The organism is Dyadobacter sp. BHUBP1 (assembly GCF_050587785.1).
GTDB lineage: Bacteria > Bacteroidota > Bacteroidia > Cytophagales > Spirosomataceae > Dyadobacter.
The window spans coordinates 21,090-37,744 of the sequence record NZ_JBOBIH010000004.1; the positions used below are offsets into that span (position 1 = coordinate 21,090).

Annotated in this window: 12 protein-coding genes; 7 read left to right on the forward strand and 5 right to left on the reverse strand. The window is 47.7% G+C overall.

What is annotated here, in order from left to right; translation table 11 throughout:
• Positions 1 to 217: 217 nt before the first annotated feature.
• Positions 218 to 649 (reverse strand): MarR family winged helix-turn-helix transcriptional regulator, encoded by a 432-nt coding sequence (locus tag ACQ4MZ_RS16740; RefSeq protein WP_430846461.1) that lies wholly within the window; start codon positions 647 to 649, stop codon positions 218 to 220.
• A gap of 47 nt (positions 650 to 696) precedes the next feature.
• On the opposite strand from ACQ4MZ_RS16740, the gene ACQ4MZ_RS16745 reads away from it, so the two are divergent.
• Positions 697 to 2,958, forward strand: a complete 2,262-nt coding sequence (locus tag ACQ4MZ_RS16745; protein ID WP_430846463.1) for an ATP-binding cassette domain-containing protein — start codon at positions 697 to 699, stop codon at positions 2,956 to 2,958.
• A 53-nt stretch (positions 2,959 to 3,011) separates the two neighbouring features.
• Here ACQ4MZ_RS16745 and ACQ4MZ_RS16750 read toward each other — a convergent pair whose 3' ends face one another.
• The 4 genes from ACQ4MZ_RS16750 to ACQ4MZ_RS16765 are packed head-to-tail and all read right to left on the reverse strand — an operon-like array spanning position 3,012 to position 4,846.
• Entirely contained in the window at positions 3,012 to 3,515 is a 504-nt protein-coding gene (locus tag ACQ4MZ_RS16750; protein WP_430846465.1) for a hypothetical protein, read from the reverse strand.
• A 34-nt stretch (positions 3,516 to 3,549) separates the two neighbouring features.
• On the reverse strand, positions 3,550 to 4,197 hold the full coding sequence (locus tag ACQ4MZ_RS16755) for a hypothetical protein (RefSeq protein WP_430846467.1): 648 nt from the start codon (positions 4,195 to 4,197) through the stop codon (positions 3,550 to 3,552).
• Positions 4,181 to 4,675, reverse strand: coding sequence for an RNA polymerase sigma factor (locus ACQ4MZ_RS16760; RefSeq protein ID WP_430846469.1), 495 nt, complete (start codon positions 4,673 to 4,675; stop codon positions 4,181 to 4,183). Before ACQ4MZ_RS16760 ends, ACQ4MZ_RS16755 begins: the two co-directional genes overlap by 17 nt.
• 33 nt (positions 4,676 to 4,708) lie before the next feature.
• Positions 4,709 to 4,846, reverse strand: a complete 138-nt coding sequence (locus tag ACQ4MZ_RS16765; RefSeq protein WP_430846471.1) for a hypothetical protein — start codon at positions 4,844 to 4,846, stop codon at positions 4,709 to 4,711.
• Positions 4,847 to 5,011: 165 nt separating this feature from the next.
• Between ACQ4MZ_RS16765 and ACQ4MZ_RS16770 the strand changes: the two genes are divergently transcribed.
• The 6 genes from ACQ4MZ_RS16770 to ACQ4MZ_RS16795 all read left to right on the forward strand — a co-directional run bounded on the left by ACQ4MZ_RS16770 (position 5,012) and on the right by ACQ4MZ_RS16795 (position 16,653).
• A complete protein-coding gene (locus ACQ4MZ_RS16770; protein ID WP_430846473.1) occupies positions 5,012 to 5,872 on the forward strand; it encodes an AraC family transcriptional regulator in 861 nt (286 codons plus the stop codon).
• A 70-nt stretch (positions 5,873 to 5,942) separates the two neighbouring features.
• Complete coding sequence (locus ACQ4MZ_RS16775) at positions 5,943 to 6,770, forward strand: NAD-dependent epimerase/dehydratase family protein (RefSeq protein ID WP_430846476.1); 828 nt, start codon at positions 5,943 to 5,945, stop codon at positions 6,768 to 6,770.
• 120 nt (positions 6,771 to 6,890) lie between these two features.
• Positions 6,891 to 7,895, forward strand: coding sequence for an aldo/keto reductase (locus ACQ4MZ_RS16780; protein WP_430846478.1), 1,005 nt, complete (start codon positions 6,891 to 6,893; stop codon positions 7,893 to 7,895).
• Positions 7,896 to 7,903: 8 nt separating this feature from the next.
• Positions 7,904 to 8,791, forward strand: coding sequence for a helix-turn-helix domain-containing protein (locus ACQ4MZ_RS16785; protein WP_430846480.1), 888 nt, complete (start codon positions 7,904 to 7,906; stop codon positions 8,789 to 8,791).
• Between the two features lie 512 nt (positions 8,792 to 9,303).
• Positions 9,304 to 12,132, forward strand: a complete 2,829-nt coding sequence (locus tag ACQ4MZ_RS16790; protein WP_430846482.1) for an RICIN domain-containing protein — start codon at positions 9,304 to 9,306, stop codon at positions 12,130 to 12,132.
• 1,365 nt (positions 12,133 to 13,497) lie between these two features.
• Positions 13,498 to 16,653, forward strand: coding sequence for a SusC/RagA family TonB-linked outer membrane protein (locus ACQ4MZ_RS16795; protein ID WP_430846484.1), 3,156 nt, complete (start codon positions 13,498 to 13,500; stop codon positions 16,651 to 16,653).
• Positions 16,654 to 16,655: the final 2 nt, after the last annotated feature.

Here is a 16,655-nt window from a genome sequence, read left to right on the forward strand (position 1 = left end):
ACTTTATTGAATGTTCAGAAAAAAACTGTGCTAATACTCGTCTCCTGCGCATCCGCCCGCGATGCCAGGACAATTAAATTATGTCGGAATATTCATGCCTTGCAATAATCATTCTGTGAAGTATCAACGAAACATGCGATGGACAGCCGTTAAAACTTTTGCTTCAGCAGTGAATTCGAAAGCCCTTTTCGAATTTGCCGACAAAAAGGGATTGCTTTTAAGAGGCTGTTCCTTCAACATCACGCATGATTTTTGCCAGCAGGGATGTTAAGTTTTTCAGTTCGGCCCTGGTGAGCGTTTTGGCAGCCCTTTGGGCAAAGGCCTCTCTAAAGTTTTCTGAGTTGTCGACAATAAAGCGGCCTTCGTCTGTAACGCTCAGGTAAAAGACCCGGCGGTCGTCTAAGGACTGTTCCTGTTCGATCAGGCCGTTTCCAATGAGAAATTTAAGTTGCCTTGAGATAGCCGGTGGACTTATGCTGAACGCCTTTGCCACCTGCTTGCCTGTACACCTGTTGTGCCGATAAACGTATTCGATTATGTTGTAGTGGGTTGCCGTCACGCCGTTGATATTGCCCTTTTGCATATTGGCCAGAATAAAGCACTGCAAATCGGTAAACACTTCGTAAAATTCCTTCTGGGCTTGCTCCATGCCACTAAAATAGTTAACTTTGTTAATTATTAGCAAAGTTAAGAAAAATGAAGCAGATTACGATATTCAATGCGAGACAGAATAATCTGAAGAATATTTCTCTTGCCATACCGAAAAACAAGATTGTCGTTTTTACGGGGGTTTCCGGTTCAGGCAAATCCTCACTGGTTTTTGAAACAATAGGGGCCGAAGCACAGCGCCAGTTTAACGAAACGCAGGGCAGCTTTCTTAGAAATCGCCTCCAGCACATCGGGGTACCGGATGTAGATAAAATTGAAAACCTGAATGTGCCCATTATAATTAACCAAAAAAGGCTCGGCGGAAGCGCAAGGTCGACCGTAGGGACAGCCACAGATGTCTATGCGTCTCTGAGACTTCTTTTTTCCAGGATCGGAAAACCTTTTGTGGGATATTCAAATGCATTTTCGTTCAACAATCCCCTGGGGATGTGTCCTGAATGTGAGGGGCTTGGTTTTGTACAGAGCGTAGATGTCGATGCGTTGATCGACAAGCGGAAATCTTTGAACGAGGGTGCGATCCTGTTTCCCACTTTCCAGCCCGGAGGCTGGCGTTTAACCAGATACACGGAGTCAGGCTATTTCGATAACGACAAAAAGCTGGCAGACTATTCGCCGGCAGAACTGGACATGCTGTTAAATGCTGTGGAGCATAAACCCAGGAAGCCGCATAAGGAGTGGAGAAAGTCGGTGAAATACGAAGGTATAGTCCCCCGGATCGAAAAAGCCTTCCTGAAAAAGGAATCAAAGGAATATAACGCCCGGAAGGAGGCTTTAAAAAACATCACCGTAACCAAACCTTGTCCGGCTTGTGCCGGCAAAAGACTCAACGATAGAATCCTGTCCTGCAAAGTCGCTGACAAAGACATCGCCGATTGCACGAGGCTTTCAATAGATGAGTTGCTCGGGTTTATAGATACACTTGAATCCGACATCTATGAAACCATACTGACAGAGCTCAAAAAGAAGCTGCAAAACATCATCGACATAGGGCTACAATACCTGACGCTGGACAGAAGGACGGATACGCTCTCGGGCGGCGAAAGTCAACGGATAAAAATGGTCAAAAACCTGGGCAACAACCTGACGGATTTGCTCTATATTTTCGATGAACCCAGCGTCGGGCTACACCCTAAAGACCTGCAGAATATTGCCTCGATCATCAGGCAAATAAGGGATAAAGGAAATACGGTACTGATTGTCGAGCATGATCCCGATCTCATCAAGATCGCCGACTGGGTTATCGACATGGGACCGCAGTCTGGCAAAGATGGAGGAACCATCCTCTACGAAGGTTCCTTTGAAGGCTTAAAAAAGTCAACCGGAAAAACGGGCCTGTATTTCGCTAAGAAACCCCATTTCAAGTACAGCCAGAGAAAGGCGAAAGGATACCTGGAAATTGAAAATGGCAGCCTGCATAACCTCAAAAACGTCAGCGTAAAAATCCCCAAAAATGTATTAACGGCAGTAACGGGAGTGGCCGGCTCCGGCAAGAGTACCCTGATCAACAAGGTGCTGCCTAGATTTTATCCACAGATTACTATTATTGACCAGTCCCTGTTTGCCACCGGCATACGATCCAACCTGCTTACCTACCTGGATCTCTCTGACGATCTAAGAGGGCGATTCTCGAAGGCGAACCATGTGTCCCCAAAGCTGTTTAGCAGAAACAGCGAAGGAGCTTGTGAAAACTGCCGGGGGACCGGCGTAGAAAAAATCGACCTGGCATTTATGGACGATATAGAACAGCCTTGTGAACTTTGCGAAGGTTCGGGTTTTAAGCCGGAAGTCCTTAAATACTTTTACAGGGACAAAAACATCGTGGATGTGATGGAGATGACCGTTGAAGAAGCTGCAGGTTTCTTCCCGGACAAATTGTACGCCGGCTCTTTTGAAGTGCTGTCCAAACTTGGGCTGGGCTACCTGACCCTGGGACAACGGCTGGATAGTTTTTCGGGCGGAGAAAGGCAGCGTCTGAAATTGACTAGGGAATTGAAGCACTCCAATAGAATAATTGTTCTTGATGAACCGAGCACCGGACTCCACCCGAGCGATACGCAGAAGCTCCTGGATTTTATCGATGCCCTGGTCGATCAGGGCAATACGCTGATCGTGATCGAACATAACCTGGACGTTATCGCCCACGCCGATTGGATCATCGACATTGGTCCCGGGGCCGGAAAGTACGGAGGCCATATTTTGTTCACCGGAACCGTATCCGACTTATTGAAGGATAGTGCTTCGGTAACGGCAGATTATTTGAGGCAGCATCTTGGCGTCGAAGCTGGGTAGAATGAATATACAGTTTTCTCCAGAGTAAAAGTTACTCTGCAAATAACCGAACGTTAGGTTGCTATGCCAGTTGCAAGCATTGACATGTAATAATTTGCGCAATGTAACGAAGTCAACAGCAATAGTTCTTTTGTAGAAAAAGAATTAAAGCGGTCGGAGGTTACTATTTGATACTCATAAGTCATGTTTTGCCATTTCAGATGAGGCTTCATGACCAACAGCTCCACCCCTTCCTGGTCAGTCAGTACAAACGATTCATTGAAAATACCCCGGTGCTTGAAAATGTATCCTCTCTCAACGTTGTTAAAATATGTTTCCATAACAATGTCTCCATGCCAATTCAGGGTGAATGTCAGTAATCGGTGGGCGGCGTCCTTTACTTCAATGGTCGTACCCCAAAATCCCTTGGGATCAACTTGATAGGTTGCCTGGTTGGCCATTTCAATTATCGCTGTAAAAGAGAACCAGCTTTTGTAAGAAAGCTTGCCAATGAATTGATCGCCTTGCGTTACGTCAAACGCTAAGGAGTTGGTTGATTTTGCCAGATAATCTGCCATAGTGGTATTGCTGTTTAATTTAGTTGTGGCTATTCTAAAAACCTTGTTTTAATTTTTTCATTTCAATAATGGTTTCTTCCAGTTTATCCAGTACACGTCCATACATCAGGCGCACTTCAAATTGGTAAATTTTAGCGGATATATAGACGATCAGGAAAAGGCTTGTCCCTATCATAAGTAACATGAATACCGGGTAATCCTCAATCAGGAATAAGGCCGGAAATTTTTGGCGTATTTTTAAGGTTACTCCTTGCTTATTCCAGGCAGACCAGATCGTACCGATAGCAATCAGGATGTAAAGCGGGTAGGAGAGACGGGCTATTTTTTCGCCTTTCAGCAGAACGGTTTTGAGCCATTGCTCTAACGAGATGAGATAGTCAAGACTTGTTGCCCCTTGATCCAAATTGTCGATATGCCGCAATTGCCGTTTGTTATACCAGGCTGTCAGCAGGAGCAGGATCGATGCAGCAACCCCTTGCCAAGTGGCATCCAGGAAATAATAGATGACAGGGATGATCAGGGCAATGACAAGTAGAACATATAAATTAATCCTGAACATCCTGTCCACTCTGTTAACCAGGTGCTTTGATTTTTGATTGTACAAGTCGTTAATGGCTGGGGCAGCCAAGCTCTTTTCATTTAGAAAGCCTTCTTTCCAGATGGTTTCAATGGGAATTTTCATCGAGTAGTTTCTTTAAACGTTCTTTAATCCGGGTCACCCTGACACCTATATTATTCGCATTGGTATCCAGGATTTCCGCAATTTCCTGATACGATTTTTCTTCCAGATACAGTAGGATCACGGCCCGGTCAACTTCGGATAAGCGTCTTATAGCTGCGTATAATTGGTTGAGAAGCTCATCGTTAAAAGCCCGATTTTCGGTGATCAATACATCGGGTAGAACTTCCGACGTAAAATAGGTCTTTCCATGTCTTTTCTTTTTTTTGAGTAGTGTCAAGCAGACGTTCAGTGAAACGCGATACACCCAGGTTGACCAGTTGCATTGGCGGTGAAAGTTGTCTCTGGTTCGCCATATTTGCAGACAGACTTCCTGGTAGTAATCCTCAAAATCTTCCTGAGAGTTGGTATATGCCCGACAGATTTTGATAATAATCGCGGCAAAGGGCAGAATCGATAACTGGTAAAAATCTTGACTCATTTTGTTTTTGCTAGCACCCAACCCGTAAGTTTCTCAATAACGACCGCGTTCTTCTGAAAGGTCAATCGGAGCTCCATTCCCTGGGCGCGAAGCATTCCGTTCCATTTCCCGGTGATATTCTGAGCGTTTGCTGGTCGAGACAAGTGCGAGCAATAGGATTAACTTCTTCATGGTTCTGTTCTTTGGCTGAGTTAGTGGCTATTTTCAAAGAACATTACACTCACCCAGGACTTTTTTTGCGCTGGTAGATTCGGGAGGCTTAGAACTGAGCTGGTGTAAACGCTGGCATTGTGAATACGAAGCTGTATTTTTATAAACGGCAATTAACCAGTGATTGTGGAAAAGGTAAACAAATATCGGCTACCGACGAATTTCAGTCAGAACAACATACTACCGATCCGGGTGGTGTCACCGGCGTTTGGGCACTTGTCGGAAGAAGCCTCTGAAAATTACGGAAGTAGCCAGCGACTTTCCTACTATTTTTTCCTGCTCGTGTTGGAAGGTTCTTGCCGATATAGGGTCGACGGAGAAAAAATCACGGTGGGAAAGAATGAAATGTTGTTTTCCCTTCCTAATCAGTTTCAGGATTTCCCTGAAAACGCACATGGGTTGGATTATTACAAGTTGGGCTTCGATGATGAATGTCTTTACCGCTTGCCTGGGAAATTTCCATTCCTTTTGAATCCTCTCAGCCAGCAAAAGATCAGTTTTTTGCCCGGTGCTGCAAACCGGCTGCGAGCCATATTTCAAATACTGACAGATCTGCTGCGTACTACTGACGGCGACCCCGACCTTGTTCTGGCATACCTGAACAGCCTGCTCACGGAAATCAATTCAGCCTATTTCAGATCGCAGAAGAGGCCAGCCGGTGGAGAGATTGATAAGTTCATCGAGTTCAAGGTGTTTGTTGAATCCAATTTTGCCAGTCAGCCTGCCATAACCACCATTGCAGAGAAGTTGGCTCTCGGAGACGATTCTTTATATCGTATTGTAAAAAAACACTCGGGCCTCTCGCCAAAGGAGTTTATGACCCAACGCCTGATGCTGGAGGCAACGCGCCGCATACACTACGGTCAGAATATTTCGGTGAAGGAGTTGGCTTACGAGCTCGGTTTTAACGACCCCGGCTATTTCTCCCGCTTATTTAAGAAAGCTACTGGCAAGACGGTGGCAGCCTTTTATCAGGATTTGTCCTGATAAAAGCGGTTTTTGTGCGAGCCCAGTCAACTGATTAGCCAGACATTTGTGTTCATAAAAATCTAAAATTATGGACAGACAATCTGGTAAAATTCTGGTAACCGGTGCAACAGGCCTTGTTGGTTCGCGCCTTCTGCGCAGACTGGTGGAATCGGGCTATGAGTGCACCGCATTGGTAAGAGGGAAGAACGTTGCTGCCGGCGCAATTGCTGTCGAAGGCGATCTTTTTGATGCAGCAAGCCTGGAACGAGCGGTGAAAGGTACCACAGCAATCATTCACCTTGCGGCCGTGTTCCGCTCAGCTGACACCGATCTGATCTGGAAGAGCAACCTTGATGGTACCCGCAACCTGATCAATGCGGTAAAGAAAAACGCACCCGGTGCCCGCTTCATCATGGCAAGTACCAGCCACGTGTACAATATCGACAATCCGCATCCCGGCCGGGAAGAAGATGCGCTCAACCCCCAACACGCCTATCCCGCCAGCAAAGTCGCGGCTGAAAATGCGCTTGGTGAGAGCGGCTTGAAATGGGCCGTTTTGCGCTTTCCATTTGTATATGGCGACGGCGACGGGCACCTCGAAGAACTTCCCAGGCATGTATCGGCGGCGAATTTTCACCCGGCCATGAGGATGAGCACGATCCATCACCGCGACATCTACACTGCAATGAAGATGGCCCTGGACGGGATACTGGATGGCCGCATCGTCAACATATCCGATGAAGCGCCAACCTCACTCTATGAGCTTTTAAAAATTGTCGGGCAACCTATGGCGTCGTCATCGAGGCCTCTGACAAATCCCTGGTATCTCCATGCAGACGGTTCACTTGCGCGAAGCCTGGGCTTTCGGCCGTTGGTCAGAACAGTATACCAGGCGATTGAAGAAGAGCTACTCTGACGCCCGGATCCTACCCTGAAAGTCCCGATGTCGATAGACCTTAATAGCATTCGTTGATTTGCTTACAAGCCTCAGGGGTTTGCATACGTGTGCGCGATTTTGCTTACCGACCTTTGAGCCATGGAAATTAGACGTATTGCATTGGGCAGCCAAGGATTGGTTGTACCAGTGATCGGCCTGGGCTGCATGGGTATGACAGGCTTTGAAGAAGGACATATGTACGGCCCCGCGGATGAGCAGGAAGCCATCGCGACAATTCACCGTTCGCTCGAATTAGGCGGTAATTTTCTGGATACCGCCGACCTGTACGGGCCACTCAAAAACGAGCAGCTCATTGCAAAGGCCATCAGCGGTAAACGTGATCAGGTTATTTTGGCCACCAAGTTTGGATGGGAAATCGATGATAACGATAAAGTGACCTGGGCCATCAATGGTAAAAAAGACTATGTAAAGAAATCGTTAGAGCGTTCGCTAAGAAACCTCAATACCGATTACATCGACCTGTATTACCTGCACCGCCTGGATAAAAATACGCCGATCGAGGAAACGGTTGACGCCATGGCGGGGCTGGTCAAGGAAGGCAAGGTAGGTTATCTCGGTCTGTCAGAAGTATCGTCTGAAACGGTTAGGCGGGCGCATGCCGTTCACCCGATTACCGCAGTACAAAGCGAGTATTCCTTATTTGAACGGACGGTGGAAGAGCGCGGGGTGTTGGCGACATTAAATGAACTGGGTATCGGGTTTGTTGCTTACTCACCGTTGGGTCGTGGATTTTTATCGGGACAGATCAAAAGCATCGATGATTTGCCGGATAACGATTTCCGCAGAGCGATCCCGCGTTTTCAGGGCGAAATGTTTTATAAGAATATTGAACTGGTTAAGGCAATTGAAGCCATGGCAGCAACAAAGAACGTCACTTCTTCGCAGTTGGCTTTGGCCTGGCTCATAAGTAAGGGGATTTTACCGATACCGGGTACGAAACGCAGAAAGTACCTGGAGCAAAACCTGGCGGCGACTACCATTGCGCTGACGGAGGCGGATCTTTCACAACTGGAAAGCATTATTCCATTGGGTACGGACACGGGTGCACCTTACGACGAGTTCAGTATGGGCTTAATTGATTAATTTTAATTATGAACGCCATTAACTCTATATCGGAATTTCACCGGTTGCTATCATTGCCCGAACCTCGCCATCCGCTGGTAAGCATAATTAACTTGGCGGAAAGTGTTTTTCTGGAAGACGATATCTGGAAAGGTTTTGTTAACCGCTTTTATTGCGTGGCGCTCAAACGCGATGCCAGAGGCAAGATCCGGTACGGACAACAACACTATGATTACGACAAAGGAGTATTAAGTTTTACCGCGCCTAACCAGGTGCAACAACTGGACCTGCAAAATATGGAATGTGGGTCCGGTTATCTTTTGATCTTTCACCCGGACTTCCTCTTACAGCATCCGCTGGCAAATAATATTCACCAATATGGTTTTTTCGATTACGCAGTAAACGAAGCGCTGCACCTGTCGGCCGACGAGGAAGATGACCTGATCACGATCCTCCATAAAATTGATAAGGAGTGCCGGCATATCGATAAATATACCCAGGATATCATTCTGACGCAGATTGAGAGTCTGCTCAAATACTCCAACCGTTTTTATGAAAGGCAGTTTCTGACCCGCAAGAATAACAATTCGGATCTGCTGACCAGGTTCGAGCAGCTGATCGATGACTATTATAACAGCGACGTTCACGGCTTGCTCACGGTACAATATATTGCGGGACGGATGAACCTGTCGCCGAACTACCTGAGCGACCTGCTTCGAATTCATACAGGGCAGAATACGCAGCAGCATATTCATGAGAAACTGATCGCAAAAGCCAAAGAGAAACTTTCTACCACCAGTCTTTCGGTCAGCGAGATCGCCTATGCCCTGGGCTTTGAGCACGCACAATCTTTTAGCACGCTTTTTAAAAAGAAGACGAATTTATCGCCGCTGGAATTTCGTCAGACTTTTAACTGATTGCCGGGGCCGACCGGCCGCTCACCATCGTAACCTCTACGAGTCTCATCGGTTTCCGAGCTTTCACTTTGCATTAGAATGTCTGAAAATGTGTCCCGCTTTTCAGAGCTGCCCTAGCCGGTAAAAATTAAATTTTTTTCATTTTTTGGCTAATTAATACCATTATGGACTTTTTAGCCCCCTTATTTGGACTATTTCGTACCCATGCATAGACTGTTAGTGATCTACCTTTGATGCAATGAATCCTCGTTATTGTACCACTCTGACCGGATGCGAGCGCGCCGTTTCCCGACTTAGGAGTGGACATGGATATGAGGTCAAAGCCGCGGTTCATCTGAACTATTTAGCAATCACTTAAACACATGCATATGGACAAAACTTACTCAACGAAACCAACACACAGCCATCAGCTGATCCAAAATCAAGCCCCGTCGGAGCAATTTGCGAGGTTTCGCAAAGGAGGCAGAGGTGTGAATCAAAATAGTAGTAGCAAGGGAATAGTGCCACCCGTCATGAAATTGACATTAGTGGTCTGTTGCTGGCTGACATTCCTTTCAGCAACCACGCTGCTTGCTCAGACGTACAAATGGAAAAACGTTCAGATACTGGGCGGGGGATTTGTGACGGGTGTTATCTATAGCACTACCCAGCAAAACCTGATCTATGCGCGCACGGACATAGGAGGAGCTTATCGCTGGGATGCCGCTAATAAAATATGGATCCCGCTCTCAGATAGCTTTGCTTCCAGCGATGATTATGGCGTGGTCAGTATGGCGACCGATCCCTCAAACCCCAATAGGGTGTATATGGCAACAGGCCTTTACACGCAGTCATGGGGCGCAACAGGAGCAGTCTATTCGTCGACCGACAAGGGAGCGACGTGGACACGTAACAGCCTGTCGATTAAACTCGGAGGGAACGAAAACGGGCGCTCAGCCGGTGAACGTCTACAGGTAGACCCGAACCTGGGAAGCGTCCTCTTCCTGGGTTCCAGCACAGACGGACTCTGGAAAAGCACCAACTACGGATCTACGTGGAGCAAAGTCACCAGCTTTCCGGTCAGTTCCAGTCCGGTTGGTTCGGGAGGTATTTCCTTCGTACTGTTTGATAAAAGCAGTAGTTCATCCGGTACAGCGACGAAAACGATCTACGTGGGCGTCATGCAGACAGGTACCAACCTATACAAGAGTACGGACGGCGGAGCTACCTGGACGGCCGTCTCCGGCCAGCCAACCAATCTGATGCCGCATCAGGCGGCCCGGGCTTCGAACGGTATTATTTATCTGTCCTATTCTGACGCCAGCGGTCCGAATAATGTCGGCGCCGGAGCGGTGTGGAAGCTGAATCCGGCCAGTAATGCATGGACCAATATATCCCCACCTGCCGGACAAGGGGGGTACGGGGGCATTTCCGTCGACGCTCAGAATGCCAATCATGTGATCGTAAGTACATTGGGCCGCTGGTGGCCGCGCGATGAAGTTCTTCGCACGACAGATGGCGGCAGCAACTGGACCGCCCTGTTGACCAATGCTACGTGGGATCATGCTTTGGCTCCGTATGCGGCTTCCATGAATCCTCACTGGTTGGGTGACGTAGAAATCGATCCGTTCAATGCTAATAATGCATGGTTTGTAACGGGTTATGGGGTCTACAATTCGAATAATCTCGGTGCGAGCCCGACCAACTGGATATTTCAAAATAAAGGCTTAGAAGAAACCGCCGCCCTGGAACTGATCAGCCCGCCTGCCGGTGCCCCGCTTTTGAGCGCCCTGGGTGATATTGACGGTTTCAAACATGATAACCTGGATGTTTCGCCATCCGGCGGTCGCTTATCGCCCCAGTATGGCACCAGCCTCAGTATCGATTTTGCGCAGAGCGTTCCCGGTTTTATGGCCCGTACCTACAACAATTCCGGTGGTAACTATGGCTCCTATTCCACTGACGGCGGCAGTACCTGGACGTCGTTTGCCAGCGTACCTTCCGGCACAACCGGTGGTGGCAATATCGCAGTTTCCGCCGATGGCAACAGGATTGTGTGGGCTCCCGAGGGGGCTTCCGCAATGTATGTCTCTACCAATCGCGGAACATCCTGGACGGCCTGCGGTGGTGTGCCAGCCAACTTAAAGCCCATCTCCGACCGGGTGAATTCTCAGAAATTCTATGCATACGACCCTGTGAATGGCAGGATTTGGGTAAGTACCAACGGGGGAACTTCCTTTTCGATACAAGCGACCGGCCTGCCGACGGTTCCCGATTATCAGGCATGGTTAACCAGAATCCGCACCGTTTTTGGCTCGGAAGGCGACATCTGGCTCGCCAATCCGAATGGGGTGTATCGTTCCACGAACTCCGGCACCAGTTTTACGCAGGTGGGCAGCGTACAAAATGCTACGGCGGTTTCATTCGGAAAAGCAGCTCCGGGGAAAACTTATCCGGCAGTCTTTATCGTCGGCACCGTGAACGGCACTTCCGGCTTCTACCGGTCGGACGACGGCGGGGCCACCTGGACACGTATAAACGATGCCCAGCACCAGTATGGCACGGTTACCACCATTACCGGCGATCCGCGTGTGTACGGCAGGTTGTACCTGGGAGGAGCCGGTCGGGGAATTATTTACGGAGATATACAAAATGCAGCTTCGGTTATTTCCGGCGCAACTTACCGCATTATCGCGAGGCATAGCAATCAACTGATGGACGTCGTCGGCGCGTCTACCGCTGATGGCGCGCAGGTGGACCAGTGGCCTGGCAGTGGCAGCGCTAACCAACATTGGGTAGTGACAGCCAATGGAAGCGGATATTATACTTTAAAGGCCGTTCACAGTGGCAAAAATTTGGACATCAGTGGGTTTTCTACGGATGACGGAGCGAAAGTGCAGCAGTGGACGGCCGGCGCAGGTACCAACCAACAGTTTCAGTTGATGGATTCGGGAGACGGTTATTACCAGATCAAGGCCCGGCATAGCGGTAAATGTCTCGACGTGGCAGCTGCTTCCACAGCTAATGGAGCACTCATTCAGCAATGGGCGTGCAACAATGGCATCAACCAGCAATTCCGGCTCGAACAGGTAAGCACGGCAGGCATTTCCCGATTGGCAGGACCGGAATCGGTGGAATTTGAGCCAAGTGCAATGGCTTATCCTAATCCATCTTCCCAATTCTTCCAGATCAGGGCATCTTCTGAATTCAGTTATGAAATTTATAATGCGGCAGGCATGAAAGTAGAAAGCGGGGAGGGGAAAGACGGAACCCTGGTCGGTCAGACTCTGCGGCCTGGCATGCATTTAATCAAATTACGTATGGGTGGCGTAAGCAAAGTCATCAAGCTGCTCAAACAGTAAATGTAACGTGGGAGGGTTGTGATAGCCCGATTTGCGCATAAGGCAACCTGGGGCTCTGGTTTATCATCCGGGGCCTCATTTTAGATACAACAATTAATCTTGGCCGGGGATTTACTCCGGCCAATTTATTTTGCCGGGACAACCGCTTCCTGATCGGGATGAGAAGAAAATCATCCCCCCGAAGACCGGGAGGGGATTAAGCAACATCTTACTACAACGCTTAATCTATACGATTAACCGCATTCAATTATAGTAATTTCATATTGGTCCTGAAAATTTTGTGAAAGGTTATTGAATTCATTTCGACCAATAGCTAAATTATTTAGATGAATGATAACATTTGTGAAGACGAATGATATGCTCATCGACTAATAGGCGCACATCAAGCTAAGCGCCGGACAACTAAAACTCTCCACTCGTTTCGGGTCAAAATAGGTGTAATGATGAAAATAGACCCACGAATTTTCAAGGATAAATTAACCTATCGGAATTGCTTTCCAAAAAGTCTATTGGCCTGAGTATATTTCTATATCAGGAGCTTTTACAGCTAGCTGGTGAACCCAGTGCTCCTATCTCGGCTCGATGTTGTAATTCTAGAACTGATGGCAGTATCCGGCTATTGAATTATGCAAAAATAACAAATCATTGTGATTGCATTATTTGGTAATATTTTTCTATGGAATTGTCTTAAATCTTGTATAATATCAAAATACAGTCTAAATCAATCAAATATAGAAGTATTTTTGGTGCTGTTTCACTTTAAAATTGTGCTGTAAAATCGATTGTTCTGCGTGCTATCGTCACTCCTTATCTTGAAATGATAGAGAAAAGTAATTTAATGCTTATCTGATTAATTATATCTGTGTAAAAAATATATATAGCTTTTTTGCGGGCGCTGTAAATGGCTTACAGGGAACGAAATATGACCCGTAAAGAGGCATTCGAGACGATTTGTCTCCCTTTAATGGAGGGAGTAGTCCTGATCTGTCGCGGATGATAGTGTTGTGTTTTTGTCAAACATCTTTCACTTCCGATAATGTTACTTACTCACACCGGTTATCGATTAATTATTATCCACACTAATGTTTCATTCTCGCCAAACAGAGATGCGAATCGGTGCATTTCCATTATTAAACCCACTTTTGAGCCACTTCTGGCTACTGTTCATTAATACTATCACATTTCCCTATCAGCAAGATCTGTGTTTCAACGTATTCATCTATTCCTGTTTCTAACCTTTTGCCTATGACTAAAAAAAACTAACAGCATCTAAACTCCATTGAAGGCAACGGCCGATTTTTCGGTCGGGAGGAATCCTTATGCCCTGAAATGACGGTATTCTAAACCATGTATTAATTGAAATCTATGATCAAAACGCTTTACCTAAAACAGCTATGCCCACCCGCAGGTGTGTGCCTGGCTATGGCTCTGCTCGTGAGCCAACCCTTGCCGCTTCAAGCCGCTGGGCTGCCCGAAATGAAAACAGCCCTTTTGCAAGCAGATCTTACTGTGAAGGGAAAAGTTACCGAGGAAAACGGAACCCCGCTGCCCGGTGTAAGTATCCTTGTAAAAGGGACAAACACAGGTACTACCACGGATGCTTCCGGAGAATACGCAATCGCAGTTCCCAATGCAGAGGCGATCCTCGTATATAGTTACGTTGGTTTTGTTAAGCAGGAAGTTATAGTTGGCACAAGGAATTCCATCGACGTGACGCTGGTGGGCGATTCACAGGCCCTTAGTGAGGTGGTTGTAGTAGGGTATGGAGAGCAGAAGAAGGAGACATTAACCGGTTCCGTAACAACCGTGAAGGGATCTGAGGTTGTAAAATCTCCGGCCGTCAATGTGAGTAACAGTCTTGCCGGACGTCTGCCAGGGGTAACGCTGGTTTCACGAAGCGGCGAACCAGGACAAGACGGATCTACCATCCGTATCCGTGGGATGAACACGTTGGGCAACAACGATGCCCTTGTGGTGGTGGATGGTATCCCAGGTCGTTCGCTGGATCGCATTGACCCCAACAGTATCGAAACGATTTCGGTTTTGAAGGACGCTTCTGCTGCGATTTATGGCGCTCAGGCCGCAAACGGGGTTATTCTGATCACCACCAAACGTGGTAAAACCGGAAAACCTACCATTACCTTCAATGCCAATCAGGGTTTCAGTCAGCCTACCATCCTGCCTAAAATGACGAATTCATCGGAGTATGCACAGGCATTGAACGAGGTGGATCTGTATAGAAACCGTCCGCCCCGGTATACTTCCGAGGACATTGCCAAATTTGCCGATGGTTCGGATCCATGGAAATATCCGAATACGGACTGGTTCGACGAAATCTACAAAAATTGGTCGGGCCAGCACTTTTACAACGCTACTGTGTCAGGTGGCGGCGAGGCCGTGCGCTATTTTGTCTCGCTGGGTACCAAAACCCAGGATGGATATTACAAGAACAGTGCGACCAAGTACACGCAGCATGATTTCAGAACAAACCTCGATGCGACTATCACCAAGAATATCAGTCTGCGCTTCGACGTATCAGGCCGTATGGAAGATAAAAACTATCCTACGCGATCAGCGGGAGATATATTATGGATGGTGATGAGGGGCAAGCCGAATATGCCCGCTTACTGGCCAAACGGCGCTACGGGGCCGGATATCGAGTATGGAAATAACCCTGTCGTGGTGAGTACCAACCAAACCGGATACGACCGCGATAAGTGGTATGTCTTGAACAGTACACTGCAATTGAATGTCAAAATTCCCTGGATTGAAGGACTTTCATTCACGGGTAATGCCGGGGTTGATAAAGGGTTCAATTTCAGAAAGCGTTTTCAAACTCCATGGTATCTCAATTCCTGGGATGGGACCAGTCTTGATGCGAATGGGCAGCCTATACTGGTACGTGGAAAGAAAGGGGTAGGCGATCCTAACCTTACCGAGTATACGGAAGACAAGCAGGATATTTTGCTCAATGGTTATCTTAATTACGAGAAAGCCATTGGTGCCAACCACATGGTAAAGTTCCTGGTGGGTACTGAAAAGAGAACCGGTAATGGCGACAAGTTCAATGCGTTCCGTCGTTATTTCGTATCGACTTCCCTCGATCAGCTCAACGCAGGTGGGGATGCGGAGAAGGACAATGCCGGAACAGCCTACCAAAGTGCAAGGCTGAACTACTTCGGACGTGTCAATTACAGTTTCAGGGAGAAATACCTGATGGAGTTTGTATGGAGGGTAGATGGATCCTACATTTTCCCCAAAGCAAAACGTTTCGGGTTTTTCCCGGGTGTGTCTGCGGGATGGCGCGTTTCGGAAGAAGGCTTCTGGAAAGACAATGTAAGCTTTATTAATCAGTTCAAACTTCGCGCTTCGTGGGGGCAAACCGGTAACGACCGCATTGAAGAATGGCAATACCTTGGAACCTACGGTTTCCAGAACCAAAACATGGTGTTCGGGACCAATATTGAAAATAAAACATTGGGAGAAACCCGTATCCCCAATCCCAACGTGACATGGGAAGTAGCCAGCCAGGGCGATATCGGTTTCGATGCAAGCTTATTGAATGATCGCATCAATATTACCTTCGACGTATTTGACTATCGTCGTTCGGGATTGCTCTGGAAAAGGAACGCATCCGTTCCTACTTCAACGGGCCTAACCCTTCCAAGCGAAAACATTGGAAAGACGTCAAACAAAGGATTTGACTTCAATGTGTCGTATCGTGGCGATGTGAAGGGCCTGAAATACACGGTCTTTGTGAACGGAGGGTATGCGATCAATAAGGTAAACTTCATTGATGAAACACCGGGGCGTCCCGACTATCAACAGGTTACCGGCCATCCGCTTCCGACCAAGCCCAGCGATCCCAATACGCCTTTCGATCCTGACCGCGACCTGTATTATCAGGCAATCGGCATCTTCAAAGACCAGGCTGCCGTGGATGCTTATCCGCACTGGGGAGGTGCGCGTCCGGGTGACGTAGTTTTCCAGGATGTGAACAATGATGGCAAAATCGATGCGAGTGACCGCGTCCGCAACTATAAAACGGATGTGCCTCGCTTTCAGGGTGGTATCGGTGCTAACCTGAGCTACAAAGGCTTTGACCTTTCTATCCTGTTTCAGGCAGCTACCGGTGCGCTTCGTTACCTCTCTCTCGAAAGTGGCGATTTCGGAAACTACTGGAAAGAAGATTTCGATGATCGCTGGACTCCCGACAACATCAACGGTTCCAAACCGCGTGCGAGTAACAGAAGTGACGAGTATTGGAGATCACAGCGAAATACGCACCTGCTTTTTAATACCAACTACATCAGGCTGAAAAACCTGGAGTTTGGGTACACCCTCCCAACGGGGCTGTCCAACCGTCTTGGCGTGCAGAACGTTCGCTTGTATGTGAATGGAAATAACCTGGCTACCTATTGCCCTGGTCTGAAAGGGTTCGATCCTGAGGATAACAACACGGGCGGTATTAATTACCCGCTTTCCAGGGTTGTAAATGGCGGTTTATCGTTGACTTTTTAATA

Coding starts and splice junctions, on each gene's coding strand:
- ACQ4MZ_RS16740 (WP_430846461.1), bottom strand. CDS start 649: ATGGAGCAAGCCCAGAAGGAATTTTACGAAGTGTTTACCGATTTGCAG.
- ACQ4MZ_RS16745 (WP_430846463.1), top strand. CDS start 697: ATGAAGCAGATTACGATATTCAATGCGAGACAGAATAATCTGAAGAAT.
- ACQ4MZ_RS16750 (WP_430846465.1), bottom strand. CDS start 3,515: ATGGCAGATTATCTGGCAAAATCAACCAACTCCTTAGCGTTTGACGTA.
- ACQ4MZ_RS16755 (WP_430846467.1), bottom strand. CDS start 4,197: ATGAAAATTCCCATTGAAACCATCTGGAAAGAAGGCTTTCTAAATGAA.
- ACQ4MZ_RS16760 (WP_430846469.1), bottom strand. CDS start 4,675: ATGAGTCAAGATTTTTACCAGTTATCGATTCTGCCCTTTGCCGCGATT.
- ACQ4MZ_RS16765 (WP_430846471.1), bottom strand. CDS start 4,846: ATGAAGAAGTTAATCCTATTGCTCGCACTTGTCTCGACCAGCAAACGC.
- ACQ4MZ_RS16775 (WP_430846476.1), top strand. CDS start 5,943: ATGGACAGACAATCTGGTAAAATTCTGGTAACCGGTGCAACAGGCCTT.
- ACQ4MZ_RS16780 (WP_430846478.1), top strand. CDS start 6,891: ATGGAAATTAGACGTATTGCATTGGGCAGCCAAGGATTGGTTGTACCA.
- ACQ4MZ_RS16785 (WP_430846480.1), top strand. CDS start 7,904: ATGAACGCCATTAACTCTATATCGGAATTTCACCGGTTGCTATCATTG.
- ACQ4MZ_RS16790 (WP_430846482.1), top strand. CDS start 9,304: ATGAAATTGACATTAGTGGTCTGTTGCTGGCTGACATTCCTTTCAGCA.
- ACQ4MZ_RS16795 (WP_430846484.1), top strand. CDS start 13,498: ATGATCAAAACGCTTTACCTAAAACAGCTATGCCCACCCGCAGGTGTG.